This is a genomic window from Paraburkholderia graminis C4D1M (assembly GCF_000172415.1).
Taxonomy (GTDB): Bacteria; Pseudomonadota; Gammaproteobacteria; order Burkholderiales; family Burkholderiaceae; genus Paraburkholderia; species Paraburkholderia graminis.
On the sequence record NZ_ABLD01000003.1, the window covers coordinates 179,523 to 206,515 of the forward strand.

The following is a 26,993-nucleotide window of genomic DNA, read 5'->3' on the forward strand; positions in this document are numbered from 1 at the left end:
CAACGGTAGCAAACGCGGCATGAGCGCGGACCACCCCGCCGGCCGCAACAGTCGCCGCAATACAAGCGCGCGGGAAGCGCCCGGAAGTGCCTGAAAGCGCGCGCGGCGAAAGACAAGAGGAGACGACGCACATGAACGCACCCGCCGAACTGTCGGCAGAAGTTCTCGCCCAGCGCCAGCGCGAAGTCGTGCAGGCGCTGATGGCGGTCCTGCCGAACCACTGTCTGCTCTATCGCGACGAAGATACGGTCGCCTACGACTGCGACGGCCTCGCCGCATATCGTCGGCTGCCGCTTGCCGTCGCGTTGCCGGAGACCGAGTCGCAAGTCCAGCGCATCGTGCAGATCTGCCATCGCCTTGGCGTGCCGATCGTGCCGCGCGGCGCGGGAACCGGCCTGTCCGGCGGCGCGATGCCGATTCGTCACGGCGTCGTCGTGTCGCTCGCGCGCTTCAAAAAGATCATCGAAGTCGACTCGTACGCGCGGACCGCCACGGTGCAGCCCGGCGTGCGCAATCTGTCGATCTCCGAAGCCGCCGCGCCGTACGGCTTGTACTACGCGCCGGACCCGTCGTCGCAGATTGCCTGCACGATCGGCGGCAACGTCTCCGAAAATTCGGGCGGCGTGCATTGCCTCAAGTACGGCCTCACCGTGCACAACGTGCTGCGCGTGCGCGCGGTGACGATGGAAGGCGAGATCGTCGAATTCGGTTCGCTCGGACCCGACGCGCCCGGCCTCGATCTGCTCGCCGTGCTGATCGGCAGCGAAGGCATGTTCGCGATCGTCACGGAAGTCACCGTCAAGCTGATTCCGAAACCGCAAACGGCGCAGGTCATCATGGCCAGTTTCGACGACGTCGTGAAAGGCGGCGATGCGGTCGCCGGCATCATCGCCGCGGGCATCATTCCGGCGGGGCTCGAAATGATGGACAAACCCGCCACGCGCGCCGTCGAAGAATTCGTCCACGCGGGCTACGACCTCGACGCGGCGGCGATTCTGCTATGCGAATCCGACGGCACACCCGAAGAAGTCGCCGACGAAATCGTGCGCATGACGGCGGTGCTGCGCGAGCACGGCGCAACGCGCATCGCGATCTCGCGCACGGAAAACGAGCGGCTGCGCTTCTGGTCCGGCCGCAAGAACGCGTTTCCGGCCGCCGGCCGCATCTCGCCGGATTACTACTGCATGGACGGCACCGTGCCGCGCCGCAGTATCGGGCCGCTGCTGTCGCGCATTGAGGAGATGGAGAAGAAGTACCGGCTGCGCTGCATCAACGTGTTTCATGCGGGCGACGGCAACATGCATCCGCTGATTCTCTTCAACGGCAACGACAAGGACGAGTGGCACCGCGCGGAAGCGTTCGGCTCCGATATTCTCGAAGCGTGCGTCGAACTGGGCGGCACGGTGACGGGCGAGCATGGCGTCGGCATCGAGAAAATCAATTCGATGTGCGTGCAGTTTTCGCCCGAGGAGCGCGATGCGTTTCACGCGGTCAAACGGGCCTTCGATCCGCCCGGCCTGCTGAACCCGGACAAGGGCATCCCCACTCGCGCGCGCTGCGCCGAATACGGCAAGATGCACGTGCGCGGCGGTCTGCTGCCGCATCCCGAGTTGCCGCGCTTCTAGCATCCACGCATCGCGCATAGCCCGTCGCGGCGGGGTTTCGCGTCATGTCACCCTGATTACCCGATAGGGGTCCGCTCCGGGTTGTCAGCGCGGCCCCGCCCGGTACAATCGTTCGAAACATAACGAAGCAGGGCATCATGGAAGAGGACGACATCGTCGCCATGTGGTCGGAGCGCGTGCGTTCCGCCAGCGCCGAGGGACGCGCGTTACGCGTGCGCGGCGGCGGCACGAAAGACTGGTACGGTCAGACGCTGGAAGGCGAGATCCTCGACACGCGCGCTTATCGCGGCATCGTCGCGTACGACCCGGCGGAGCTGGTCATCACCGCGCGCGCCGGCACGCCGCTCGTCGAGATCGAAGCGGCGCTCGCCGAACACAATCAGATGCTTGCGTTCGAGCCGCCGCACTTCGGGCCGCAGGCCACCTTCGGCGGCTGCGTGGCCGCGGGCATTGCGGGTCCACGCCGCCCGTCGGCCGGCGCGGCGCGCGACTTCGTGCTCGGCGCGGTCATCATGAACGGCCAGGGCCAAACGCTGCACTTCGGCGGCCAGGTCGTGAAAAACGTCGCCGGCTACGACGTCTCGCGCTTGATGGCGGGCTCGCTCGGCACGCTCGGGCTGATCCTCGAATTGTCGGTCAAAGTGCTGCCGCAGCCGCAGGCCGAAGCAACGCTCAAGTTCGACATGAACGGCACCGACGCCGTACGCAAGCTCAACGAATGGGGTGGCCGGCCGTTGCCGATTACCGCGAGCGCCTGGCGCCACGGCACGCTCGCCGTGCGTCTCGCGGGCGCGGAGAGCGCGGTTAAATCGGCGCGCTCGTCGCTGGGCGGCGAAGTCGTCGATGCGGTGGAAGCCGAACGCTTCTGGGCCGGCTTGCGCGAGCAGACCGACTCGTTCTTCGCCGCGATTCCGCCGAAGGCCGCGCTGTGGCGGCTCGCGTTGCCTTCCATCACCGAGCCGCTGCAACTGCCCGGCGCGCAACTGATGGAATGGGGCGGCGCGCAGCGCTGGTGGATCACGGACACCGACGCGCAAACGGTGCGCATCAGCGCGAAGCAGGCCGGCGGCCACGCGACGATCTTCCGCACCGGCCTCGGCTACGACCGCGGCGCGGGCGTCTTCACACCGCTTCCCGCGCCGCTGATGAAAATCCATCGCGGCCTGAAAACCGCTTTCGACCCGGCCCGCATTTTCAATCGCGGCCGTCTCTACCCCGACTTCTGAGCGCGCGATGCAAACCAATCTCGCGGACTTCATTCGCAATACGCCCGACGGCGACGAAGCCGACGCCATTCTGCGCAACTGCGTGCACTGCGGCTTCTGCACGGCCACGTGCCCGACCTATCAACTGCTCGGCGATGAACTCGACGGCCCGCGCGGCCGCATCTATCTGATCAAGCAAATGGTGGAAGGCGCGGAGGTGACGCGCAGCACGCAGGTTCACCTCGACCGCTGCCTGACGTGCCGCAATTGCGAAACCACCTGCCCGTCCGGCGTGCAGTACGGCAAGCTGGTCGAAATCGGCCGCAAGATCACCGAGGAAAAAGTGACGCGCCCGCTCGGCCAGCGTCTCACGCGCCGGCTGCTCGCGAGCTTCGTGCCGAACAGCGCGCTGTTCACGCCGACCATGCGCGTCGGCCAGCATTTTCGTGCGCTGTTGCCAAGAAAACTGCGCGACAAGGTGCCCGCGCGGCAGCGTCCGCTGACATGGCCGAGCGCGACGCATGCACGCAAGATGCTGATGCTGGCCGGCTGCGTGCAACCGTCGATGATGCCCAACGTGAATACCGCCACCGCGCGCGTGCTCGATGCGCTCGGCATCGAAACCGTGGTCGCGCCGGACGCCGGCTGCTGCGGCGCGATCCGGCTGCACCTCGGCTACAACGACGAGGCGCTCGACGACATGCGCGCCAACATCGACGCATGGTGGCCGCATGTCGAACAGGGCGTCGAGGCGATCGTGATGAACGCGTCGGGTTGCGGCGCGACGGTGAAGGAATACGCGCACCTGCTGCGCGACGATCCGGCGTATGCGGAAAAAGCGCGCCGCATCGTCGAATTGACGCGCGACATCGCCGAAATTCTGCCGGATTTCGAGGAAGAACTCGTGGCCGTCACGCGCCGCCGTGCGATCCATACGGTCGCGTTTCATCCGCCGTGCACGTTGCAGCACGGGCAAAAAGTGCGCGGCACGGTCGAGCATCTGCTGACGAGGCTCGGTCTGGAAGTGCGTCTGCCGGCCGACAGTCACCTGTGCTGCGGCTCCGCAGGCACCTATTCGCTGACGCAGCCGAAGCTCTCGTATGCGTTGCGCGATCAGAAGCTCGAGCGGCTGCATGCGCAGGAACCGCAGGTGATCGTGTCGGCGAACGTGGGCTGTATTTCACATCTGCAAAGCGGCACGTCGACGCCGGTTGCGCACTGGATCGAACTGGTCGAGCACATGCTGTCCGTATAATCGGGGCATCGACTTCATCGACCCATCGACCTTTGGTCCGCTCCGGTTCGTTCCATGCCCGATCTGATTCATAACCTCGAAGCGGTGCAGCAACGCATCGCCCTCGCCGCGCACGTGGCGGGACGCGACGCGCGTTCCATCGCGTTGCTTGCCGTCTCCAAGACCTTTCCCGCCGAAGACGTGCGCGCGGCCCATGCCGCCGGTCAACGCGCATTCGGCGAAAACTACGTGCAGGAAGCGCTCACGAAAATCGAAGTGCTCGCCGATTTGCGCAGCACGCTCGAATGGCATTTCATCGGCCCGTTGCAGTCGAACAAGACGCGGCCGGTGGCCGAACAGTTCGACTGGGTGCATTCGGTGGATCGCCTGAAGATCGCGCAACGGCTTTCCGAGCAGCGGCCGGAAACGCTGCCGCCGCTGAACGTGTGCTTGCAGGTCAACATTAGCGGCGAGGCGTCGAAAAGCGGCGTCGGCGTCGACGAAGCCGTGCAAGTCGCGAAAGACATCGCCGCGCTGCCGCGGCTCAGGTTGCGCGGCCTGATGGCGATACCCGAGCCGGCCGGCAGTATCGACGACCAACGCGTGCCGCATCGCCGCTTGCGCGAACTGTTCGAGCGTCTCGTCGGCGAGGGGCTCGAACTCGATACGCTTTCCATGGGTATGTCGAGCGACCTCGAGGCCGCCGTGCTCGAAGGCGCGACCATCGTGCGCGTGGGCACGGCCATCTTCGGCGCGCGCGATTATTCGCACTAGCGTTGCGATTAACGTTGCATTAACGGGCGCACACGCGGTTTCACAAGCTCAATCCAACCTTCGCGGAACATCATGAAAATTGCTTTTATCGGCGGCGGCAACATGGCTGCGGCGTTGATCGGCGGCCTCATCAAGCGCGGTGTCGCGCCCGCCGATCTCTACGCGATCGATCCCAACGAAGACGCGCGCAAGCGCAACGAAGCGCAGTTCGGCATCAAGACCGGCGCGGCCGCGGACGCCGCGCTCGGCACCTATGACGCCGTCGTGCTCGCGGTGAAACCGCAGATCCTGAAGAGCGTCGCCGAGGCGCTCGCGCCGCATCTGAAGACGTCGCAACTCGCGATCAGCATCGTCGCCGGCATTCGCATGGATGACATGTCGCGCTGGCTGAACGGCCATACGCGCATCGTGCGGGTCATGCCGAACACGCCGGCGTTGATCGGCATGGGCGTCGCCGGCTTGACCGCGACCGCGAGCGTCGACGATGCGGGCCGCGCGCTGGCATCGCAGGTGCTGGGCGCGGTGGGCGAAACGGTATGGTTCGACGACGAAGCGAAGATCGACGCCGTCACCGCGATTTCGGGCAGCGGGCCGGCCTACGTCTTTTACTTCATCGAAGCATTGCAGGAAGCCGCGCGCCAACTCGGCATGGACGAAGCACAAGGCCGCGCGCTCGCCGTCGCGACTTTCACGGGCGCCGCGCAACTGGCCGCGAATTCCGACGAGCCGCCGGCCGTGTTGCGTGAGCGCGTGACGTCGAAAGGCGGCACGACCGCCGCGGCGCTTGCGTCGTTCGACGCGAGCGGCATCAAGGAAGCCATCGTGCGCGGCGCGCTTGCCGCCGATGCGCGCGCGAAAGAAATGGGCGATGAGTTCGGCAAGCAGTGAGCGGTTATTGCCCGCTGAAACGTGACAAGCCGTGAGGCGCGGAGTCTTTATTCAATAAAGCCGGCGCCTCACGACACGAGGCCAACCGTCCACCCACGCCGCGCTAAAAACTAAAACGAAGCCACCGCATAATGCGCGGCAATGCCGACGAACAACGCGCCGCCGAGCCAGTTGTTGTGCAGGAACGCCTTGAAGCACGGCATCCGTTCGCGGTGGCGGATCAGCGTGTAGTGATAGATCGCGCAGCCCGCCGCAGCCGCCCAGCCCAACCAGTACAGCACGCCAAAACCGAGCATCACGCCGATGCCGACATAGATGCCGAGCGTGGCCGCATAGCAGAGCATGATCGCCGCCACGTCGAAGCGGCCGAACGTGAGCGCCGACGTGCGAATGCCGATCCGGATGTCGTCGTCGCGATCGACCATCGCATATTCGGTGTCGTACGCGACCGACCAGAACACGTTGGCGAGCAGCATGACCCACGCGAGCATCGGCACCTGATTCTGCACGGCCGCGAACGCCATCGGAATGCCGAAGCCGAACGCAATGCCGAGATACGCCTGCGGAATCGCGAAGAAACGCTTCGTGAACGGATACGAGCCCGCGACGAACAGCGCCGCCACCGACAATTCCTTCGTCAGCGTGTTCAGCGGCAGAATCAGCAGAAAGGCCAGCAACGACAGCCCGGCCGCGAGCGCCACCGCTTCCCACGCCTTGATCTTGCCCGACGTGATCGGACGATTCTCGGTGCGCTTTACATAGCGGTCGAAATCGCGATCCGCGTAGTCGTTGATCGCGCAGCCCGCCGAGCGCATCAATATCGTGCCCACCGTGAAGATGACGAGGAGCGGCCAGGACGGATGACCGTCGGACGCGATCCACAGCGCGTTGAGCGTCGGCCACAGCAGCAGCAGACTGCCAATAGGCTTGTCCATGCGCAGGAGGCGCAGATACAGGGGAAGTCGGGCGAACATGGCGGACTCGTTGAATGCGGCGAAGTGCGGGAACGGTGCCGTTATTTTACGGGATGCGGGCAGCGTGGCGCGTCGGTGCGAACTGCTACCGACGAAAGCAGATGGCAATCGCGACCCCCCACAGCGTTCTCAAAAGCGGCGCGCAAAAAACAAAGCCTCCCGCGAAGGGAGGCTTTGCATCGTGCCACGTTACATCCGGCCATTCGGCTTCTGCGAAACGAACGCGAGCAGCAACCGCAACCGGCACCGACTCAAGCCATCAAGCCAGCATCGAGCGCAGCATCCACGCGGTCTTTTCATGCGTTTGCATGCGCTGTGTCAGCAGGTCGGCGGTCGGCTCGTCGTTGGCGGCTTCCGTCGACGGGAAAATCGCGCGCGCGGTGCGCACCACGGCTTCCTGCCCTTCCACCAGCTGACGGATCATCTCTTCAGCGGCAGGCACGCCGTCCGCTTCGGGAATCGACGACAGCTTCGCAAAATCTTTATAGCTGCCCGGCGCATGCACGCCCAGCGCGCGAATCCGTTCAGCGATCGAATCGACGGCGAGCGCCAGTTCGTTGTATTGCGTTTCGAACATCAGATGCAGCGTGTTGAACATCGGACCCGTCACATTCCAGTGGAAGTTGTGGGTCTTCAGGTACAGCGTGTAGGTGTCCGCGAGCAGACGCGACAGACCTTCCGCGATCTTCTTGCGGTCCTTGTCGCTGATCCCGATATTGACGTGCTGTACAGCTTCTTTTTTGGCCATGATGACTCCTTCGAAGAGTGATACGAACCGGTGACGAAGTAACGCGTGCGAGCGGCCTGCCGGCAGCAGGCCCGGCAAAAACGAGCGTTCGACAGTTTATCTTAGAACGGCGAAATGTTCGTGTGAGGTGTCGCCGCTACGCTGCGCCGCTCAGCCGCCAAACGCGTGTTGCAGCATTTGCGCCGCGATCACCGCGAATCCGCTCGTCACGATGGCGAAGCCCACGGCTCTGCGCAAGTTCAGCACCTGCTGCTGTTGCGCGCGATGCATGGCCGGCGATCTGCCGGCGGTGGCTTTCATCAACTCGATCATGAGCGTGCTCCCAGTTCGTATCGATACTCGCGGGGCACACGCGCAAGCAACATGCACGCACGCCCCGCTTTACACACTGCGTTACTTCTTGCCTTCCGCGAGTTCGGCCATCGCGGCGATCACGCCTTCGGCATAGGCGGGATCGATGCGGCGGAAATGCTCGACCGCACGCGCGACGATGTCCTGCGGCACACCGTTGATATGCCGCGCGATGTTGCCGAACAAACGTTGGCGCTGCGCTGCATCGAAGAGCGCGAACAGCATGCCCGGCTGCGTGTAGTAGTCGTCATCCGCGCGATGGTCGTAGCGATCCACCGCACCCGCGGCCAGCGCCGGCTCCAACGCATTCGCATCCTGAGCGAAGTCACCGAAGCGATTCGGCTCGTAGTTCACGTTGCCACCCAGGTTGCCGTCCGTGCGCATCGCGCCGTCGCGATGGAACGAATGCGGGTTCGCAACGCGCGACGCGTTCACCGGAATCTGATGGTGATTGATGCCGAGGCGATAGCGCTGCGTGTCGCCATACGAGAACAAACGGCCTTGCAACAGACGGTCCGGCGAGAAGCCGATGCCGGGCACCACGTTGGCCGGCGTGAACGCAGCCTGCTCGACGTCCGCGAAATAGTTGGCCGCGTTGCGGTTCAACTCGATCGTGCCGACGTCGATCAGCGGATAGTCTTTCTGCGACCACACTTTCGTGATGTCGAACGGATTGAAGCGATACGCCGCGGCTTCCGCCTCCGGCATCACCTGAATCGCGAAGCGCCACTTCGGGAAATTGCCTTCGTCGATGCTGCCAATCAGATCGCGCTGCGCGCTTTCGCGGTCTTGCGCGACGACTTGCGACGCTTCCGCATCGGTGAAATTTTCAATGCCTTGCTGCGACTTGAAGTGGAATTTGACCCAGAAACGCTCGTTGTTCGCGTTGATGAACGAGTACGTGTGCGAACCGAAGCCGTGCATCTGACGGTAGTTCTTCGGAATGCCGCGATCGCTCATCAGGATCGTGACCTGATGCATCGACTCCGGATGGCGCGTCCAGAAATCCCACGCGGCAATGTTGTTGCGCAGGTTCGTGTACGGATCACGCTTTTGCGTGTGAATGAAGTCCGGAAACTTCAGCGGATCGCGGATGAAAAACACCGGCGTGTTGTTGCCCACCACGTCCCAGTTGCCTTCGTCCGTATAGAACTTGATCGAGAAGCCGCGCACGTCGCGCTCGGCGTCGGCCGCGCCGCGCTCGCCCGCCACCGTCGAAAAGCGCATGAACAACGGCGTTTCCTTGCCGACTTGCGCGAACACTTTCGCCTTCGTGTAGCGCGAGATGTCGTGCGTGACCTTCAGCGTGCCGAATGCACCGGAGCCTTTCGCGTGAACGCGGCGCTCGGGAATCACCTCGCGATCGAAGTGCGCGAGCTTTTCGAGCAGCCATACGTCTTGCAGGACGACCGGGCCGCGCACGCCGGCCGTCATCGAATTCTGGTTATCGGCGACGGGCGCGCCGGCGGCATTGGTGAGCTTCTGTTCGGACATGCGGGACTCCTGGATGGTTTTCGTTCAAAACGGATTGGGGGGAGAAGCGCGGCAAGGCAATGCCGAAAGCTTAGACGAACAATTAGCGGACTACGCCGACAAAGCGCGGTCGACCAGCAACGAAAACGCGGCCGTGCGCATGCCGAGCATGGCCGCCGCCAAGCCGGCATTGGCGCTGGCCGGTTCAGCGGCGAAGGTCTGAGTTTGCGGCACGTTCGATTGCGTCATGATGTCCTCCGGGTTTTTGTCATCGGGCGATGTATGAGGAAGACTATATCAAGACTATCGAAATCGTGTGTTTTATAAATTTAATCTATGTCATAGGCGCAAGGCGGGCGCGAGTTGGGCCCCGCCTGCGGCTGCGGCTGCTGTTGCTTCCGCGCTCAACGCGCGTCAGTTCACCGCAACCGGCAAATCCAGCTTCTTCACGCCCGGCAAGTCGCAGGCGTTGATGGCGTCGCAGATCGCGTCGATGGCGGGCATCCGCGTAAAACTTTTGCGCCACGCGAGCACGACGCGGCGATCGGGCACCGGCTCGCCGAACGCGACATAGGACAGCAGGCCCGAGTCGATGCCGCCCGCGTGCGGCTTCACCTCATGCACCGACATGCGCGGCAGCACGGTAATGCCCACGCCGCTCGCCACCATATGGCGGATCGTTTCCAGCGAGGACCCCTCGAACGTCTTCTGGATGCCGTCGGCGTTCTGCGAGAAACGCATCAGTTCCGGACACACGCCGAGCACGTGGTCACGGAAGCAGTGACCGCTGCCGAGCAGCAGCATGGTTTCCTGCTTGAGATCGTCGGCGTCGATTTTCGGACGGTTTTCCCACGCGTGACCGGACGGCAGCGCGACGACAAACGGCTCGTCGTAGAGCGGACGCAGCATCAGGCCGGTTTCCGGGAACGGCAGCGCCATGATCGCGACGTCGATCTCGCCCTGCTTCAGCAGTTCGATCAGCTTGAGCGTGTAGTTTTCCTGCAGCATCAACGGCATTTGCGGCACGCGCTTGATCATCTGCTTGACGAGCGTGGGCAGCAGGTACGGCCCGATCGTATAGATCACGCCAAGGCGCAGCGGCCCGACAAGCGGGTCTTTGCCCTGCTTGGCGATTTCCTTGATGGCGAGCGTCTGTTCCAGCACCCGCTGAGCTTGCGTGACGATCTGCTCGCCGATCGGCGTGACACTGACTTCGCTCGTGCCGCGCTCGAAAATCTGCACGTTGAGCTCGTCCTCGAGCTTCTTGATAGCGACGGACAACGTCGGCTGGCTGACGAAACACGCTTCGGCGGCCCGGCCAAAGTGCCGCTCGCGGGCAACGGCGACGATGTACTTCAATTCGGTGAGCGTCATTGGGGGACCAATCAGTGCGGTGGATTCGATAGGTTCTAGTTATACACCCATAGGGTCGGTTCGCCAACCGGGTTCGCCGGTTTTCAATATCGGCGAAATACGCCATGCCGCGGCGCCGCCAACAGCAGCGTGTTCAAGCCTTCAGATACTGTTCGCGCGCGCCGAGCCAGCGCGCCAGATGCTGGGCGACCACTTCCGGATATTGCTCGAGCAGCGCCGCGGCCGCTTCGCGCGCGGGCTCGATCAGCCATTGATCGTTTTGCAGGTCGGCGAACCGCAGCATCGCCGCGCCCGATTGCCGCGCGCCGAGAAACTCGCCGGGGCCGCGAATCTCCAGGTCGCGGCGCGCGATTTCGAAGCCGTCGGTCGTCTCTCGCATGGTTTGCAGGCGCGCGCGGGCGGTCATCGACAGCGGGCCGGTGTAGAGCAGCACGCACACCGACGCCGCGCTGCCGCGCCCCACGCGTCCGCGCAACTGGTGCAATTGCGCGAGGCCGAAGCGCTCGGCGTGCTCGATCACCATCAGCGACGCGTTCGGCACGTCGACGCCCACTTCGATCACCGTGGTCGCGACCAGCAATTGCACTTCGTTGCGCGTGAAGGCATCCATCACCGCGGCTTTTTCAGCCGGCGCGAGACGCCCGTGCACGAGGCCCACCTTCAATTCGGGCAACGCCGCGACGAGGGTTTCGTATGTCTCGACGGCGGTCTGCAATTGCAGCGTCTCGCTTTCCTCGATCAGCGGACACACCCAGTAGACCTGCCGCCCGGTGAGCGCCGCTTCGCGCACGCGGCCGATCACTTCTTCGCGGCGCGCGTCGGACACGAGCTTGGTGAGAATCGGCGTGCGTCCGGGCGGCAATTCGTCGATGGTCGAGACGTCGAGATCCGCGTAATACGTCATGGCGAGCGTGCGCGGAATCGGCGTGGCCGACATCATCAGTTGATGCGGCTGAAAATCGCGCGCGCCGTCGGCGGCGTTCTGCGCCTTCGCGCGCAACGCGAGCCGCTGCGCGACGCCGAAGCGATGCTGTTCGTCGACGATCACGAGCCCGAGCCGCGCGAACTCCACCGTGTCCTGAATGATCGCGTGCGTGCCGATCACGAGTTGCGCGGTGCCGAGCGCGGCCGCTTCGATCGCCGCGCGCTTTTCCTTCGCCTTCAGACTGCCCGCGAGCCACGCGACGCTCACGCCGAGCGGCTCGAGCCAGCCGCGCAGCTTGCGCGCGTGCTGCTCCGCGAGGATTTCGGTGGGCGCCATTAGCGCGGCCTGATAACCGGCGTCGATTGCCTGCGCGGCCGCGAGCGCGGCGACAATCGTCTTGCCGCTGCCGACGTCGCCTTGCAAGAGCCGCTGCATCGGATGCGGCTGCGTGAGGTCGAGCGCAATCTCGCCGCCGACGCGCTCCTGCGCCTTCGTCAGCGAAAACGGCAGCGCTTTGAGCAAACGCGCGACCAGCGCGGATTCGTCGCCGAGCTTGCGGCGCGGCATGGCCGGCGCGGCGCGCGTGCGGCGCTCGTCGTGCGCGCGCTTGAGCGACATCTGCTGCGCGAGCAGTTCCTCGAACTTGATGCGCACCCACGCCGGATGCGTGCCGTCGATCAACGCCGTTTCGTCCGATTGCGCGTCCGGATGATGCAGCGTGCGCACCGCGTCCATCAGCGAGGGCACGCCAAGCGGCTGCAACCATTGACGCGCGACGGCCTCGGGCAACAGTTCGGGCAGCGACGTGCGCGACAACGCGTTGTCGATGGACTTGCGCAAATACGCCTGCGTCACGCCCGCGGTGCTCGGATAAACCGGCGTGAGCGCTTGCGGCAGCGGCGTGTCTTCATCGACGACGCGCACGGCCGGATGCACCATCTCCATGCCGAAAAAGCCGCCGCGCACGTCGCCGCGCACGCGCAGCCGTGCGCCGATCGCCATCTGCTTGACCTGCGAGCCGTAGAAGTTGAGAAAACGCAGCACGAGTTCGTCGCCGGCGTCGTCGCGCAGTTTGACGAGCAACTGGCGGCGCGGCCGATAGGCGATCTCGTTGTCGAACACGACGCCCTCGGTTTGCGCGATGCCGCCCGGCAGCAGATGGCCGATCGGCGTGAGGGAGGTTTCGTCCTCGTAGCGCATCGGCAGATGCAGCACGAGGTCGATGTCGCGCGTGAGGCCTAGCTTGGCGAGTTTGTCGACGGGCTTGTCGGCAGCTTTGGCTGCGGGCCTGGCTGCCGATTTGGCTGCCGATTTCTCGGCGGCTTTGGCAGAGCCCGTTCGCGCCGTCCGTTTGCCTTGCGCCGCCGCGCCGCCGCGCGCGACGCCGGGTGCCGGCTCGGCGCTCGCATCATCGGTAGCGGAAGGCAATCGGCGGTCGGACAAAGGCATGGGCTGCTTCGCAAGTACAATATCGGCTGTCAAAAGTATCGAAGGCCGCGCGGCTGTTCGCGGGCTGCGCAAGCGCGCGGGCTCGCGGGCCGCCGCGGCGTCCCGCAATCATAGCCGCCCGGCTCAGGCTTCGGCTCAATTCAGTTTCCATTCGCTTCCAGTCGTTCGCATGTTTACGCTTTCCGATTTCGATTTCGATCTGCCGCCCGAGCTGATCGCGCAAGTCGCGCTGCCCGAGCGCAGCGCGAGCCGGCTGCTTCAGGTGGACAACGCGGCCGACGCCGATCGCGCCGCGCGCCTCATCGACCGCCGCTTCGCCGAATTGCCCGACTGCATTGCGCCCGGCGATCTGCTGGTCTTCAACGATACCAAAGTCCTGAAGGCGCGCTTCCTCGGCCAGAAGGCCAGCGGCGGGAAGATCGAGGTGCTGGTCGAACGCCTGACCGGCGAGCGCACGGCGCTCGCGCAAATCCGCGCGAGCAAAAGCCCGCAGCCGGGCACCACGATCCGTCTTGCCGATGCGTTCGACGTCACCGTCGGCGAGCGCGTCGAGCCGTTCTACACGCTGCATTTTCCCGCCGACTGCCTGACGCTGATCGAGCAGTTCGGGCGGCTGCCGCTGCCGCCGTACATCGAGCACGACCCCGACTCGATCGACGAAGCCCGTTATCAGACCGTCTACGCGCAAAATCCCGGCGCGGTCGCGGCGCCCACGGCGGGCCTGCATTTCGACGACGCGCTGTTCGCGCGGCTCGACGCGCACGGCGTGGAGCGCGCGACGCTGACGCTGCACGTCGGCGCGGGCACGTTCCAGCCGGTGCGCGTCGAGAATCTCGCCGAGCACAAGATGCATAGCGAGTGGTATCACCTGCCGCAATCGCTCGCCGACAAGATCGCCGCGACCAAGGCGCGCGGCAACCGCGTGATCGCGGTGGGCACGACGTCGATGCGCGCGCTCGAAGCCGCCGCGCGCGACGCCGAAGCCGCAGGCCGCCCGCTTGCGGCGACGAGCACGGAAACCGATATCTTCATCACGCCGGGCTACCGCTTCCGCGTGGTCGACCGGCTGGTGACGAATTTTCATTTGCCGAAGTCGACGTTGCTGATGCTGGTGTCGGCGTTCGCCGGCGTGGAGACGATCCGCGCCGCTTATCGTCATGCAATCGAACAGCGCTATCGTTTTTTCAGCTACGGCGACGCGATGCTTCTGACGCGGCGCGACGGTTGAGCTAACCCGGCGCTTCTTGCTTTCGTCGTTCCCTGAAGCCGCTGCGAACACTCGCGGCGGCGTTTTCTTATCGCGCCGGACTGTTTTCCGGTAGCACAGGAGTCATTTCAATGACCATCGGTCATCAAACGCAACAGCCCGCGGACGGCCTCAAGTTCGAACTGCTCGGCACCGACGGCCAGGCGCGGCGCGGCCGCGTCACGCTGAATCACGGCGTGGTCGAAACGCCGATCTTCATGCCGGTCGGCACCTACGGCACGGTGAAGGCGGTGCAGCCGCGCGAACTCGAGGAAATGCACGCGCAGATCATCCTCGGCAATACGTTTCACCTCTGGCTGCGGCCTGGGCTCGAAACCATCGGCGCGCACGGCGGCCTGCACGGCTTCATGGGCTGGAAAAAGCCGATCCTGACGGACTCGGGCGGCTTCCAGGTGTTCTCGCTCGGCGACCTGCGCAAGATCACTGAAGACGGCGTGACGTTCGCTTCGCCGATCAACGGGGACAAGCTGTTTCTGTCGCCGGAAGTGTCGATGCAGATCCAGAAGGTGCTGAACTCGGACATCGTGATGCAGTTCGACGAATGCACGCCGTACGCGACCAACAACGTGCCGACCTCGCACAAGGAAGCCGCGGATTCCATGCGCATGTCGATGCGCTGGGCGCAGCGTTCCATCGACGAATTCCGGCGCCTGGGCAATCCGAACGCGCTGTTCGGCATCGTGCAGGGCGGCATGTTCGAAGACCTGCGCGACGAGTCGCTCGCGGGTCTCGCGGAGAAGGATTTTCACGGTCTCGCGATCGGCGGTCTGTCGGTCGGCGAGCCGAAAGAAGACATGATGCGCGTGCTGAATCACATCGGCCCGAAGCTGCCGGCCAACAAGCCGCACTATCTGATGGGCGTCGGCACGCCGGAAGATCTGGTCGCGGGCGTCGCGGCCGGCGTCGACATGTTCGACTGCGTGATGCCGACCCGCAACGCGCGCAACGGCTGGCTCTTTACGCGCTTTGGCGACATCAAGATTCGCAATGCCGCGCACAAGAATTCGCTGCGTCCGCTCGACGAGCAATGCGGTTGCTATACATGCAGAAATTTCACTCGCGGCTATCTGCATCATCTGCATCGTGTGGGGGAAATTCTCGGCGCGCAGTTGAATACGATCCACAACCTGCACTACTACCTGGAACTCATGCAGGAAATGCGCGATGCAATCGACGCGAAAATGTTCGAGCCGTTCCGCAAGCGCTTTCACGAGAACCGCGCGCGCGGCATCGACGACGCGCCATGACGGCGAACGTAATCTGATTGCGGACAAGAATCATCAGACAGCGAGCGAAAAACCTTACAATCCACTTTCGCGGACGGCAAAAATCGGCTTTAAGCGGTTGATCGCAAAGCCGAAACGCCGCGCCGACGCGCGCAATGCCGGTGGTAGAATAACCGGCTGATTTTTTTGATTGAATTGATCTATAACGGAGAGACCAACGTGTCGTTCATTTCCAATGCCTTCGCCCAAGGCACGGCCACAGGTGGTGGCATCGAATCAAACCTGATGAGCTTCCTGCCGCTGATCCTCATGTTCGGCGTGCTGTACTTCATCATGATTCGCCCGCAAATGAAGCGCCAGAAGGAACACCGCAACATGCTCGCCGCCATGGCCAAGGGCGACGAAGTGGTGACGAATGGCGGCATCGTCGGCAAGGTCACCAAGGTGGGCGAGGCTTACGTCGGCGTCGAAATCTCGGAAGGCACGGAAATCACCGTGCAGAAAGCGTCGGTCACGACGATTCTCCCGAAGGGCACGATCAAGTCGCTGTAAGGCCTGCTCTCTCGCGTCCGGCGCGGCCTCGCCGGCGATCCACGCATACCTGACCGGATCGCCCGCGCTCATCGCCGGGCGCATCGCTTTCAAGCCAACCTTCCGTTGGACCACTCATGAATCGTTACCCCCTCTGGAAATATGCCGTGATGCTGGTGGCTTTGGTCATCGGCCTCGTGTACACGCTGCCCAATCTGTTCGGCGAAGCGCCGGCGGTGCAGGTGTCGAGCGGCAAGGCAACGGTCAAGCTCGACTCGACCACGCTGTCGGCAGTCGAAGCCGCGCTCGCAGCCAATCAGATCAAGCCGGAAGACGTCACGTTCGACAACACGTCGGCCAACGCGAACATCCGCGTGCGCCTTGTCGACACCGACATGCAACTGCGCGTGAAAGACCTGCTGCAAAAGTCGCTGAACACCGATCCGAACGACCCGCAGTTCATCGTGGCGCTGAACCTGCAAAGCGCGTCGCCGCGCTGGCTGACCGCGTTGCACGCGCTGCCCATGTATCTCGGTCTGGATTTGCGCGGCGGTGTGCACTTCCTGCTGCAAGTGGACATGGCGGGCGCGCTGAACAAGAAGCTCGACTCCGACGCGTCCGACGCCCGCACGCTCCTGCGCGACAACAATATCCGCGACGGCGGCGTGAACCGCGTCAACCAGACGGTGGTGATCAATTTCGCCGACCAGGCGACGGCGGATGCGGCCGCGAAACAACTGGGCCGCGGCATCGGCGAGTTGCAATGGGCGTCGCAAAACAGTCCGGACGGCTCTGTGCAACTTGTCGGCACGTTCACGCCGACGGTGCAGAAAGCCGTGCAGGACGCCGCGCTCAAGCAGAACATCACCACACTGCATAACCGCGTGAACGAACTCGGCGTGGCCGAGCCTGTGATCCAGCAGCAAGGCACCGACCGGATCGTGGTCGAACTGCCGGGCGTGCAGGACACGGCGAAGGCGAAGGACATCATCGGCCGCACGGCGACGCTCGAAGCGCGCCTCGCCGATCCGGTCAACACGCATCCGAATCCGTCCGATCCGGTGCCGCCAGGCGACGAACTGTTCACGCAAGGCAACCAGACGCCGGTGCTGCTGAGAAAGCAGATCATCTTCACGGGCGACCGGATTATCGACGCGTCGGCGGGCTTCGACGAGCATCAGCGTCCGTCCGTCAACATTCGCCTCGACTCGGCGGGCGGCCGCGCGGTGCGCAGTGTGTCGCGCGACAACATCGGCAAGCCGATGGCGATGGTGCTGTTCGAAAAGGGCAAGGGCGAAGTGCTGACGGTGGCGACCATCCAGTCGGAACTGGGCGACCGCTTCCAGATCACCGGCCAGGCCACGCCGCAAGGCGCCGCCGACCTCGCGCTGCTGCTGCGCGCCGGTTCGCTGGCCGCGCCAATGGACATCATCGAGGAACGCACCATCGGCCCGAGCCTCGGCGCCGACAACATCAAGAAGGGCTTCCACTCGGTGGTGTGGGGCTTCGCGGCGATCGCCGTCTTCATGATCGCGTACTACATGCTGTTCGGCGTGATCTCGATGATCGGCCTGTCCGTGAACCTGCTGCTGCTGGTCGCCGTGCTGTCGATGTTGCAGGCCACGCTCACGCTGCCGGGTATCGCGGCTATCGCGCTCGCGCTCGGTATGGCGATCGACGCCAACGTGCTGATCAACGAACGCGTGCGTGAAGAACTGCGCAACGGCGCGCCGCCGCAACTGGCGATCCAGAACGGCTACGCGCATGCGTGGGCGACGATTCTCGACTCGAACGTCACCACGCTGATCGCCGGTGTCGCGCTGCTCGCCTTCGGCTCCGGCCCGGTGCGCGGTTTTGCAATCGTGCACTGTATCGGCATTCTCACGTCGATGTTCTCGGCGGTGTTCTTCTCGCGCGGTATCGTGAACCTCTGGTACGGCGGCAAGAAGAAGCTGAAGTCGCTGGCCATCGGCCAGGTGTGGCGTCCGGAAACCGCGGCTGCGGGCTCGGGTGCTTACCTCGGTAATGACCTGACCGCAGACGACGCCGCAACCGACACCGCGCAAGCCATGCGCGCGGCAAGCGCAGCCGCCGCCGCGAAGCAGAAAGCGCCGGCCGCCGCCGCGCAGTCGCGCGCGGGCAAGCCGACCGTGCGTCGCCGCAACGCGCCGGGCACGCCGAGCTCGTCGCAGAAACCGGGTTCATCCCGCTGAGTCCCGGAGAACAAGACCATGGAATTTTTCCGCTTTCGCAAAGACATTCCGTTCATGCAGCGTGCGTTGATCTTCAACGCCATTTCGCTGCTGACATTCCTCGCCGCCGTGTTCTTTCTCGTGCATCGCGGGCTGCATCTGTCGGTGGAGTTCACCGGCGGTACGGTCATCGAAGTGCAGTATCCGGGCGCGGCGCCGCTCGACCCGGTGCGCGGCACGCTGAACAAGCTCGGCTATGGCGACGCGCAAGTGCAGAACTTCGGCACCTCGCGCGACGTGCTGATCCGTTTGCCGCTCAAGCAAGGGCTGACGTCCGCGCAGCAGAGCGACCAGGTGATGAGCGCGCTCAAGACCGATACGCCGCAGGTGCAGTTGCAGCGCGTCGAGTTCGTCGGCCCGCAGGTCGGCAAGGAACTCGCCACCGACGGTCTGCTGGCGCTCGCCTGCGTGGTCGTGGGTATCGTGATCTATCTGTCGTTCCGCTTCGAATGGAAGTACGCGGTGGCCGGCGTGATCGCCAACTTGCACGACGTCGTGATCATTCTCGGCTTCTTCGCGTTCTTCCAGTGGGAGTTCTCGCTGTCGGTGCTGGCGGCCGTGCTCGCGGTGCTGGGTTATTCGGTGAACGAATCGGTGGTTATCTTCGACCGGATTCGCGAGACCTTCCGCCGCGAACGCAAGATGACGGTGATCGAAGTCATCAACCACGCGATTACGAGCACGATGTCGCGAACCGTCATCACGCACGGCTGTACGCAGATGATGGTGCTGTCGATGTTCCTGTTCGGCGGCCCGACGCTGCACTACTTCGCGCTGGCGCTGACGGTCGGTATTCTGTTCGGTATCTACTCGTCGGTGTTCGTCGCGGCGGCGCTCGCAATGTGGTTCGGCGTGAAGCGCGAGGATCTGGTGAAGGACAAGAAAGAACGCGTTGATCCGAACGATCCGAATGCGGGTGCGCAGGTGTGATGGCGTTTAACTAACGCGCAGTGCATCGTTGTAAAGCAAAAGGCCGGTTCATCGACGAACCGGCCTTTTGCGTTTACCGCGCGATGTCCGCTTACGAGCCTACCGGAACCCCAACTTCCGTCGCGCCGCCACCAGCGACGCCAGGCTCAACAGCGCGGCGAAAATCAGGTAATAACTCGGCGCGGCCTTCGAACCGGTAAAGCTGATCAGCCACGCGATGATGAACGGCCCGAAGCCGCCGAACACCGTGACCGCGATGTTATAGGCGAGCGACATGCCGGTCGTGCGCGTTTGCACCGGAAACATCTCCGACAGCAAGCCCGGCAGCGCCGCGAAATAGCCGGTCATCAGGAAACCGAGCAGGATTTGCAGCGCGATCAGCGTGCCGAACGTAGGATGTGCGACCAGATAGACGAACGCCGGATAGATCAGCACGAGCAGCAGCACGCCGGAGATCAGCATGATCGTCGTGCGTCCGTGCCGGTCCGACAGATGCCCAACGAGCGGCGCAAACACCATCTGGATCAGGCCGGTCAGCGCGATCGCCGAAAACGCAACCGATGGCGCGAGCCCCAGTTGCTTCACGCCGAAGGTGGGCATGAACAGCACGAGGTAAGTCGACACCGTGCCGAGCACGACCGCGCCGATTGCGATCAGGAGCCGCAGCTTCTGGCTCGTGAAGGTATCGCGCAGCGGCGTCGTGGTGGTTTCCGCGGCGAGAAACTCGGGCGTCTCGTCGAGCTTCGTGCGAATGTACCAGGCAACCGGTCCGATCAGCAGCCCGAAGAAAAACGGCACGCGCCACCCCCAGGCCGCCATCTGCTTCGGCGTCAGATTGCCCGTCAGCACGACGCCGAAACCGGCCGCGAGCAGCGTCGTGAGCCCCTGGCTCGCGACCTGCCAGCTTGCGAAAAAGCCGCGCCGCGCCGGCACATGCTCCGCGAGAAACGCCGTCGCGCTGCCGAATTCGCCGCCGGCCGAGAAGCCCTGCATCAAACGCGCGATGACGAGAATCACCGGCGCCGCGATGCCGATGCTTCGGTACGTCGGCAAAATCGCGATGATCAGCGTGCCGCCCATCATCAGCAGGATGGACAGCGTGAGCGCCGCCTTGCGTCCGGCGCGGTCGGCGTACGCACCGATCACGATGGCCCCGAGCGGCCGCATGAAGAACGACACGCCGAATGTGCCGAGCGTGAGCAGCAGCGACACGGTGTCGTTGCCGGCCGGAAAAAACAGCTTCGCGATCACCACGGCAAAAAAGCCGTAGACCACGAGATCGAACCATTCCAGCGCGTTGCCGATGGACGCGGCGATCACCGCCCGCCACGAATTTCGCCGGCTTCCCGCAAGGCTTGCTGCAGTCGTTGCGTTCATGCAGATCTCCAGTTCGCGCGAATATTATGGATGCGAGCCGACGCCCGATCTCGCCGCATTGGATGCGCGCACAACCAATGCGGTGCCAGCGCTCTATGTACCCGAAAAATTAAAGCGGCGCGAGTGCGAAATGTCGAACCGGCCGGAGATAACGCCTCGATCGCCTTCGATTTCCTGCGACGCCATGAAAAAGCCGCTTCGTCGCGAAAGCGACGAAGCGGCCGGAACAGCGGTAAAACGCGCGGTAAAACGGACGGTTTGCTTTTTGATGCGCCGCAACGGCGGCATCATCTCAAACGCGACCGCAAACGCTACCGCAAGCGGGCAGGCGCCCGCTGCGCCCTCACCAGCGCTTATTGCTTGATGCCTTCAGCCTGGATATGCAGCTTCGTCTCCATGCTAAAGCCGTACTTGCTGCCGAAATCCATGCCGTAATCCGCGCGATTGAATTGCGCGCTCGCCTCGACGCCGCACACTTCGCGCTTGAGCACCGGGTGCTGCATGCACTTGAACGACTCCACCTTCAGATTCAGCGGCTTCGTCACGCCGTGCAGCGTCAGGCTGCCGACCACTTCCGACGGCTTGTCGCCGTCGAACTTGATGTCGGTGCCCTTGTACGTCGCAGCGGGAAACTTAGCGACGTCGAAGAACTCCGCCGTCTTCAGGTGATCGTCCAGCTTGCCGTTGCCGGTGGAAATCGACGCCGCATCGACGTTCACTTCGACCGTGCCGGTCTTGGCCGCGCGGTCGAGCGTAACCGTGCCCGAGCTTTTCGTGAACTTGCCGCGCCACACCGACAGGCCGCCGAAGTGGTCCGCCTCGAAACTCGGATAGGTGTGAGTCGGGTCGAGCTGATAGGTGTCGGCGGCGGCGAATGCGCCAAGCGAAACGCAGGAGGCCAATGCACCGGCGGCGATCAACGTGGATGTCTTCAATTCATGCTCCCAGTCAGGTAAGAACGGCTGCGCTCAACGCGCAGCGCAAGTCACTTGCGTGCGGCTACGATATGAAACTTGATGACGACGTCGTCGGCAACCACGGACGTGTCTTTCCACTCGCCCGTGCCGATGTCGAACTGCGAACGCTTGATCGGCAACGAGCCGTCGAACGCCTGCGTCGCGCCCTGCTGCGTCACGGTAACGGGCACCACGACCGTCTGCGATTTGCCCTTGATGGTCAGCTTGCCCGTCACCTTGTACTGATTGCCGCCGGCCGGCGCAATCGCGCTCGAAACGAAGGTCGCGCTCGGATAGGTCTTCGCGTCGAACCATTCCTTGCCGCGGACCTGATCGTTATAGCTCTCGTCGCCGAGATCGTAGCTCGCCACGTCGATGTTCAGTTGCGCGCTGCCCTCGGCGGGCTTGGCCGGATCGAACTTGACCTGCGCGGTGAATTTGCCGAACTTGCCTTCGACCGGCACGTTCATCTGCTTCGAGGTAGCCGTCACCGAACTCTTCGCGGTGTCGACCTGGGCCAGCGCGCCGCCGGCCGCGGTCAGCGAGGCTGCGGCAAACGCCGCCAGCATGTAGCGATAAAACGAGACCTTCATGGTGGTCCTTATTTGAGGAAGGGAATCATGCGCGACAGCAGCCCGTCGCGGTCCAGCCACTGATGCTTGAGCGCCGCCGCGACGTGCATCGCGACCAGCGTCAGCAACGTGTAATTCAACACGATGTGGACGTTCTTGAGCAGTTCCTTCAGATGCGGGTCCGGCGCGATCAGCCGCGGCAGCGGGATCAGACCGAGATAGACGACCGGCACGTTCGCCGCCGAGCTATACAGATAACCGGAGACGGGAATTGCAATCATCAACGCATACAGCAGCAGATGCACGAGATGGGCGGCGCCCCGCTGCCAGGCGGGCATGCGGCGCGGCATCGCCGGCGCGCCGTGAGTGGCGCGCCACAGAATGCGCACGACAGCGAGCGCGAACACGGTCACGCCGATCCACTTATGCCACGAAAAATAGCGCAGCTTGGTCGGCGTGAAACCGGGAATGTCGGTCATCACCCAGCCGAGCGCGAAGCCGCAAACGATCAGCAGCGCGATCAGCCAATGAATCGCAATGGCGGTCCGCGTGTACGACTCCCGGCCGCCGAATGAAGGATTGTGTGCCATGACAGGTCAACGCTTGCTAAGAGAGGTTAACGGCGCGGCACCCCCGGCTATTCCCCGCCGATGTAAAGTCCATCGCCAAAGTGCCGGGCGCCGCGGCCTTCGAGACGCACCAGGCCGCCATGCTACCCGAAGCGCAAAAAGCTGGCTGCGGCAAAGCGAAATTGACCGAAGGACGCCTTCACGTTCCCGGATCAGCCGGTTGAACAATTGGGGACGGACGCTGTCAGAACCGTTGCGCGCCAAGCGTTTCGCGCTCACCGGCGCGGCGCGGCAATGCCTTTTGGTACTATTGCTCCACGAATTTTTACAGACCCGCCGAATCGGCTACATTGCGACCCGCATTGCAACCAGTATTGCCACCGAAATTGCGACCGGCATTGCACGCTCACTTACATATCGTTGGCCCGCTGCCGCATGGAACATGACAACCTGATCGCGTGCCATGAATGCGATACGCTGTTCCGCAAGCCACGGCTTGTCGGGCGCAAAGTCGCCCGCTGTCCGCGCTGCGGCGCCACGCTCTACGCGGGCGTATCGCGCAAGCTCGACGGCATCAGCGCCATGACGCTCGCCGCGCTGATCACGTTCCTGATCGCGCAGGGCTTCCCCATCGTCGAGCTGGAGACTAATGGCATTACCTCGCAGACCACGCTGTTCGGTGCGCTCGTCGCGCTGTGGAACGAGAACATGCAGATCGTCGCCGTCATGGTGTTCTGCTCGACGATTCTCTTTCCGCTCACCGAACTCGTCGCGCTGCTCTACGTGCTGGTACCGCTGCGCGCCGGCTATGTGCCGGGAGGCTTTAACCGCGTGTTGCGCGCGATCCAGTTCGTGCGGCCCTGGGGCATGATCGAAGTGTTCATGCTCGGCGTGCTCATCACGATCGTGAAGATGGTCAGTCTCGCGCGCGTGATTCCGGAAGCGGCGCTCTTCGCGTTCGGCGCGCTGACGCTGATGTTCGCCGTGGTCGTCACGTTCGATCCGCGCATTCTGTGGGATCTCGCCGACGAACTCGGCGCGCGCGGCCAGCGGCCGCTGCCGCGCACGTCGGCCGACAGCGCGGCAGCCGCGCTCGGCTCGATGGCCGGCCCGCCCGCGCCGCCGCTGCTGCAAGCCGGCGACGAAGCCGACTCGAGCCGCGACACACGCAGCGACCCAGGCCGCGGCACAACTCCCGGCGCCCCGCCGGCCTCCAATCGAGGATGACCCGCGCGATGAAATACGTCACCGCAAAACGCGCGGGGCTCGTGGCCTGCCATGCGTGCGGACGCGTCGAGCCGCGCATCCGCTCGGTCACGCCGCAGCACTGCGGGCGCTGCGGCGCGCATCTGCACTCGCGCAATCCCGACAGCCTGATGCGAACCTGGGCGCTGCTGATCGCCGCGGCCTTGCTGTATATTCCGGCAAATTTGTTGCCGGTCATGCACACGTCGTCGCTGCTCGGTTCCGAAGACGACACCATCATGAGCGGCGTCGTTTATTTCTGGACCTCCGGCGACTGGCCGCTCGCGGTGATCGTGTTTATCGCCAGCATCATGGTGCCGATGCTGAAGCTGAGCGTGCTCGTGCTGCTCACCGTCACCGCGCAGCGACGCTCGCGCTGGCGGCCGGAGCAGCGCACGACGCTCTATCGGATGGTCGAGCGGATCGGCCGCTGGTCGATGCTCGACGTGTTCGTCGTCACGTTGACCGTGGCGCTCGTGCGTTTCAAATCGCTTGCCGTGATCACGGCCGGCCCTGGCGCGATTGCGTTCGGCTCGGTAGTGATCCTGACGATGATGGCCTCCATGCAATTCGATCCACGGCTCATCTGGGACCACGTGGACGGCAGTACCCAAAAACCTCAGGACCTCGAACATGACTAGCCCGCCAGGACCGACGCCCGCCTCCGATGCGCCGCGCAACGATTCGAACGGACCGAAGCTGCCGCCCCAATTGCCCGACCCCGAGATCGAGCCGCGTAGCCGCTGGCTGCCGTCGCTCGTCTGGGTGATCCCTCTGATTGCCGCGCTTATCGGCATTGCGCTCGTCATCAAGTCGGTGACGGAAAAAGGCCCGACCATCACGATCAGTTTCATCAGCGCGGAAGGGCTCGAGCCTGGCAAGACCAAGGTCAAGTACAAGGACGTCGACGTCGGCGCGGTCAAGTCGATCACGTTGTCGAAGGATCTTTCGCACGTGCTCGTGCAGGTGCAGTTGACGAAGGAAGGCGAAGACTTCGCGGTCAAGGATTCGCGCTTCTGGGTCGTGCGGCCGCGCGTGGGCGCGAGCGGCGTGTCGGGCCTCACCACACTGCTCTCCGGCGCCTATATCGGCGCGGACGCCGGTCATTCGCCGGACAGCGAGAAGAACTTCGTCGGCCTCGAGACGCCGCCGCCGATTACCGGCGACCAGAAGGGTCATCAGTTCATTCTGCATGGCGATTCGCTGGGCTCCATCGACATCGGCTCGCCGATTTTTTATCGCCGCGTGCAGGTCGGCCAGGTGGTCGGCTTTTCGCTCGACAAGGACGGCACCGGCGTGACCATGCAGGTGTTCGTGTCCGCGCCGTTCGACCAGTACGTCGGCACCAATTCGCGCTGGTGGCATGCGAGCGGCGTCGATCTGCGACTCGATTCGAGCGGCTTCAAGCTGAACACGCAGTCGCTCGCGACGGTGATCGTCGGCGGCTTGTCGTTCCAGTCGCCGCCGGGTCAGGGCGTGGGCGCGCAGGCGCCGAACAACATGACGTTCCGCCTCGGTTCCGACGAAGGCGACGCGATGCGCGAGCCGGACGGCGTGCCGCTGCGCGTCGTGATGAACTTCAACCAGTCTCTGCGCGGTCTGTCGGTCGGCGCGCCGGTCGATTTCCGCGGCATCGTGCTCGGTCAGGTGACCAACATCGGCATCGACTACGATCCGAAGACGCGCAGCTTCACGATGCCGGTGACGATGAACATCTACCCTGACCGCCTCGGCAAGCGCTTCCGCGAGACCGCGCCGACGCCAGGCAGCCTCGCCGGGCAGACGCTGCTGCAACAACTCGTCAAGCACGGACTGCGCGGCCAGTTGCGCACGGGCAATCTGATCACGAGCCAGTTGTACGTCGCGCTTGATATTTTCCCGAAGGCGCCGCCGGCCACCGTCGACGTAGCCAGCGACCCGCTCGAATTGCCGACCATTCCGAACACGCTCGACGAGCTGCAATTGCAGGTCGCCGACATCGCGAAGAAGCTCGACAAGGTGCCGTTCGATCAGATCGGCAACAACCTGAACAGCGCGCTGAAGAATGCCGACCAGCTCTTCAAGCGACTGGACACGGAAGTCGTGCCGCAAGCCCGCGACACGCTGGCCGCCGCGAAACAGACGTTCGGCTCGGCCGAGGCGACGTTGCAGCAGGACTCGCCGTTGCAGTCGGATGTGCATCAGGCGTTGCAGGAATTGACGCGCACGTTGCAGTCGCTGAATGCGCTGTCGGATTATCTCGAGCGCCACCCGGAATCGTTGTTGCGCGGTAAAGCAGGAGACAAGCCATGATGTTCGTTCGACTCCCCCGTTTGTCGCGCGTAGTGGCGCGCAGCGCTGTTCGTGCCGGCGCGCTCGCTGCGGTGCTGGCGGTCGCGGCGTGTGCGTCGCCGAGTAGCCGGTTTTATACGTTGGGCGATGCGAATGGCGCTGCGTCCGCTGCGGCTTCAGGCTCACGGACGTCGGCGGCGCCCGCGTGGCTGATCGAAGTCGCGCCTATCGATGTGCCGCCGCAAGTCGCGAAGACTCAGCTCGTCGTGCAGACGGGACCGACGCAGGTCAAGGTGCTGGAAGAAGATCGCTGGGCGTCGCTGCCCGGCGATGAACTGCGCCGCGCGTTGTCGACCAGTCTCACTCAGCAACTCAATACGATTGATGTGTACGGGACGGCTTATTCCGATGCGACGCCGGTGTATCGCGTGAGCATGAATGTGCAGCGGTTTGAGTCGTGGCCTGGGTCGCATGCGCTGATCGATGCGGTGTGGAGTGTGCGGGCGGTGCGCAGTACTGCTGTGATGACTTGCAGGAGTGTTGTTAGTGAGCCTGTCGGTGGTGGGTATGATGCGCTTGTTGATGGGCATCGGCGGGCTTTGATGCGTGTTTCGGCGCAGGTGGCTGCTGCGTTGCAGGCTATGGCTGCTGCTGCGGGTTCTGCTTCTGCTTCGCAGGGGGGGAAGGCGAGTGCTCGCGGTAGTGTGCCGGGGTGTCCTGCTTTGGATGCGGGTGTGGCTGCGCGGTGATTGGTTTTTGTGCTTTTGGTTTTTGTGC

General features: G+C 63.9%; 27 protein-coding genes. 16 read left to right on the top strand and 11 right to left on the bottom strand.

The features are described 5' to 3' along the window. The first annotated feature begins 131 nt into the window (after positions 1 to 131). The 5 genes from BGRAMDRAFT_RS06545 to proC all read left to right on the top strand — a co-directional run bounded on the left by BGRAMDRAFT_RS06545 (position 132) and on the right by proC (position 5,726). The gene (locus BGRAMDRAFT_RS06545; protein ID WP_006047900.1) at positions 132 to 1,625 is read left to right on the top strand and encodes an FAD-linked oxidase C-terminal domain-containing protein; all 1,494 of its coding nucleotides are present in this window, start codon (positions 132 to 134) and stop codon (positions 1,623 to 1,625) included. A gap of 137 nt (positions 1,626 to 1,762) precedes the next feature. After that, on the top strand, positions 1,763 to 2,851 hold the full coding sequence (glcE, locus tag BGRAMDRAFT_RS06550; RefSeq protein WP_006047901.1) for a glycolate oxidase subunit GlcE: 1,089 nt from the start codon (positions 1,763 to 1,765) through the stop codon (positions 2,849 to 2,851). 7 nt (positions 2,852 to 2,858) lie between these two features. Next, the gene (glcF, locus tag BGRAMDRAFT_RS06555; protein WP_006047903.1) at positions 2,859 to 4,085 is read left to right on the top strand and encodes a glycolate oxidase subunit GlcF; all 1,227 of its coding nucleotides are present in this window, start codon (positions 2,859 to 2,861) and stop codon (positions 4,083 to 4,085) included. Positions 4,086 to 4,139: 54 nt separating this feature from the next. Beyond that, entirely contained in the window at positions 4,140 to 4,838 is a 699-nt protein-coding gene (locus BGRAMDRAFT_RS06560) for a YggS family pyridoxal phosphate-dependent enzyme (protein WP_006047904.1), read from the top strand. Between the two features lie 72 nt (positions 4,839 to 4,910). Beyond that, positions 4,911 to 5,726, top strand: a complete 816-nt coding sequence (gene proC, locus BGRAMDRAFT_RS06565; protein WP_006047905.1) for a pyrroline-5-carboxylate reductase — start codon at positions 4,911 to 4,913, stop codon at positions 5,724 to 5,726. A 110-nt stretch (positions 5,727 to 5,836) separates the two neighbouring features. On the opposite strand, the gene ubiA is transcribed toward proC, so the two are convergent. The 7 genes from ubiA to recG form a co-directional block, all read right to left on the bottom strand. Beyond that, positions 5,837 to 6,700, bottom strand: coding sequence for a 4-hydroxybenzoate octaprenyltransferase (gene ubiA, locus BGRAMDRAFT_RS06570; RefSeq protein WP_006047906.1), 864 nt, complete (start codon positions 6,698 to 6,700; stop codon positions 5,837 to 5,839). 259 nt (positions 6,701 to 6,959) lie between these two features. Then, on the bottom strand, positions 6,960 to 7,448 hold the full coding sequence (locus BGRAMDRAFT_RS06575; protein ID WP_006047907.1) for a Dps family protein: 489 nt from the start codon (positions 7,446 to 7,448) through the stop codon (positions 6,960 to 6,962). Positions 7,449 to 7,598: 150 nt separating this feature from the next. After that, on the bottom strand, positions 7,599 to 7,760 hold the full coding sequence (locus BGRAMDRAFT_RS34920; RefSeq protein ID WP_006047908.1) for a hypothetical protein: 162 nt from the start codon (positions 7,758 to 7,760) through the stop codon (positions 7,599 to 7,601). 81 nt (positions 7,761 to 7,841) lie between these two features. After that, a complete protein-coding gene (locus tag BGRAMDRAFT_RS06580; RefSeq protein ID WP_006047909.1) occupies positions 7,842 to 9,293 on the bottom strand; it encodes a catalase in 1,452 nt (483 codons plus the stop codon). A gap of 90 nt (positions 9,294 to 9,383) precedes the next feature. Further along, the gene (locus tag BGRAMDRAFT_RS34925; protein ID WP_006047910.1) at positions 9,384 to 9,521 is read right to left on the bottom strand and encodes a hypothetical protein; all 138 of its coding nucleotides are present in this window, start codon (positions 9,519 to 9,521) and stop codon (positions 9,384 to 9,386) included. Positions 9,522 to 9,686: 165 nt separating this feature from the next. Beyond that, entirely contained in the window at positions 9,687 to 10,646 is a 960-nt protein-coding gene (locus BGRAMDRAFT_RS06585; RefSeq protein WP_006047911.1) for a LysR substrate-binding domain-containing protein, read from the bottom strand. 133 nt (positions 10,647 to 10,779) lie between these two features. After that, positions 10,780 to 13,020 (bottom strand): ATP-dependent DNA helicase RecG, encoded by a 2,241-nt coding sequence (gene recG, locus BGRAMDRAFT_RS06590; RefSeq protein WP_006047912.1) that lies wholly within the window; start codon positions 13,018 to 13,020, stop codon positions 10,780 to 10,782. 169 nt (positions 13,021 to 13,189) lie between these two features. On the opposite strand from recG, the gene queA reads away from it, so the two are divergent. The 5 genes from queA to secF all read left to right on the top strand — a co-directional run bounded on the left by queA (position 13,190) and on the right by secF (position 19,226). Next, positions 13,190 to 14,248, top strand: a complete 1,059-nt coding sequence (gene queA / locus BGRAMDRAFT_RS06595; protein ID WP_006047913.1) for a tRNA preQ1(34) S-adenosylmethionine ribosyltransferase-isomerase QueA — start codon at positions 13,190 to 13,192, stop codon at positions 14,246 to 14,248. 110 nt (positions 14,249 to 14,358) lie between these two features. Then, positions 14,359 to 15,534 (top strand): tRNA guanosine(34) transglycosylase Tgt, encoded by a 1,176-nt coding sequence (tgt, locus tag BGRAMDRAFT_RS06600; RefSeq protein WP_006047914.1) that lies wholly within the window; start codon positions 14,359 to 14,361, stop codon positions 15,532 to 15,534. A 198-nt stretch (positions 15,535 to 15,732) separates the two neighbouring features. After that, on the top strand, positions 15,733 to 16,065 hold the full coding sequence (gene yajC / locus BGRAMDRAFT_RS06605; protein ID WP_006047915.1) for a preprotein translocase subunit YajC: 333 nt from the start codon (positions 15,733 to 15,735) through the stop codon (positions 16,063 to 16,065). A gap of 116 nt (positions 16,066 to 16,181) precedes the next feature. Then, entirely contained in the window at positions 16,182 to 18,257 is a 2,076-nt protein-coding gene (gene secD / locus BGRAMDRAFT_RS06610) for a protein translocase subunit SecD (RefSeq protein WP_006047916.1), read from the top strand. Between the two features lie 18 nt (positions 18,258 to 18,275). After that, positions 18,276 to 19,226, top strand: coding sequence for a protein translocase subunit SecF (secF, locus tag BGRAMDRAFT_RS06615; RefSeq protein WP_006047917.1), 951 nt, complete (start codon positions 18,276 to 18,278; stop codon positions 19,224 to 19,226). Positions 19,227 to 19,325: 99 nt separating this feature from the next. On the opposite strand, the gene BGRAMDRAFT_RS06620 is transcribed toward secF, so the two are convergent. Then, positions 19,326 to 20,603, bottom strand: coding sequence for an MFS transporter (locus BGRAMDRAFT_RS06620; protein ID WP_006047918.1), 1,278 nt, complete (start codon positions 20,601 to 20,603; stop codon positions 19,326 to 19,328). Between BGRAMDRAFT_RS06620 and BGRAMDRAFT_RS34430 the strand changes: the two genes are divergently transcribed. Then, the gene (locus BGRAMDRAFT_RS34430) at positions 20,602 to 20,967 is read left to right on the top strand and encodes a hypothetical protein (RefSeq protein WP_157140591.1); all 366 of its coding nucleotides are present in this window, start codon (positions 20,602 to 20,604) and stop codon (positions 20,965 to 20,967) included. The genes BGRAMDRAFT_RS06620 and BGRAMDRAFT_RS34430 overlap by 2 nt on opposite strands. Here BGRAMDRAFT_RS34430 and BGRAMDRAFT_RS06630 read toward each other — a convergent pair. The 3 genes from BGRAMDRAFT_RS06630 to BGRAMDRAFT_RS06640 are packed head-to-tail and all read right to left on the bottom strand — an operon-like array spanning position 20,957 to position 22,721. Then, the gene (locus tag BGRAMDRAFT_RS06630) at positions 20,957 to 21,538 is read right to left on the bottom strand and encodes a YceI family protein (protein ID WP_006047919.1); all 582 of its coding nucleotides are present in this window, start codon (positions 21,536 to 21,538) and stop codon (positions 20,957 to 20,959) included. The genes BGRAMDRAFT_RS34430 and BGRAMDRAFT_RS06630 overlap by 11 nt on opposite strands. Before the next feature lie 50 nt (positions 21,539 to 21,588). Continuing rightward, on the bottom strand, positions 21,589 to 22,152 hold the full coding sequence (locus BGRAMDRAFT_RS06635) for a YceI family protein (RefSeq protein ID WP_006047920.1): 564 nt from the start codon (positions 22,150 to 22,152) through the stop codon (positions 21,589 to 21,591). Between the two features lie 8 nt (positions 22,153 to 22,160). Continuing rightward, positions 22,161 to 22,721 carry a cytochrome b gene (locus BGRAMDRAFT_RS06640; RefSeq protein WP_006047921.1) on the bottom strand — a complete coding sequence of 187 codons (561 nt, stop codon included), beginning with the start codon at positions 22,719 to 22,721 and terminating at the stop codon, positions 22,161 to 22,163. A 199-nt stretch (positions 22,722 to 22,920) separates the two neighbouring features. On the opposite strand from BGRAMDRAFT_RS06640, the gene BGRAMDRAFT_RS34435 reads away from it, so the two are divergent. The 5 genes from BGRAMDRAFT_RS34435 to BGRAMDRAFT_RS06660 are packed head-to-tail and all read left to right on the top strand — an operon-like array spanning position 22,921 to position 26,965. Then, positions 22,921 to 23,154 carry a hypothetical protein gene (locus BGRAMDRAFT_RS34435; RefSeq protein WP_132384551.1) on the top strand — a complete coding sequence of 78 codons (234 nt, stop codon included), beginning with the start codon at positions 22,921 to 22,923 and terminating at the stop codon, positions 23,152 to 23,154. Next, a complete protein-coding gene (locus BGRAMDRAFT_RS06645; protein WP_006047922.1) occupies positions 23,136 to 23,927 on the top strand; it encodes a paraquat-inducible protein A in 792 nt (263 codons plus the stop codon). The genes BGRAMDRAFT_RS34435 and BGRAMDRAFT_RS06645 overlap by 19 nt, the downstream gene beginning before the upstream one ends. Before the next feature lie 8 nt (positions 23,928 to 23,935). Then, complete coding sequence (locus tag BGRAMDRAFT_RS06650; protein ID WP_006047923.1) at positions 23,936 to 24,586, top strand: paraquat-inducible protein A; 651 nt, start codon at positions 23,936 to 23,938, stop codon at positions 24,584 to 24,586. Continuing rightward, positions 24,579 to 26,237, top strand: coding sequence for a PqiB family protein (locus BGRAMDRAFT_RS06655; RefSeq protein ID WP_006047924.1), 1,659 nt, complete (start codon positions 24,579 to 24,581; stop codon positions 26,235 to 26,237). Before BGRAMDRAFT_RS06650 ends, BGRAMDRAFT_RS06655 begins: the two co-directional genes overlap by 8 nt. Next, a complete protein-coding gene (locus BGRAMDRAFT_RS06660; protein WP_006047925.1) occupies positions 26,234 to 26,965 on the top strand; it encodes a PqiC family protein in 732 nt (243 codons plus the stop codon). The genes BGRAMDRAFT_RS06655 and BGRAMDRAFT_RS06660 overlap by 4 nt, the downstream gene beginning before the upstream one ends. Positions 26,966 to 26,993: the final 28 nt, after the last annotated feature.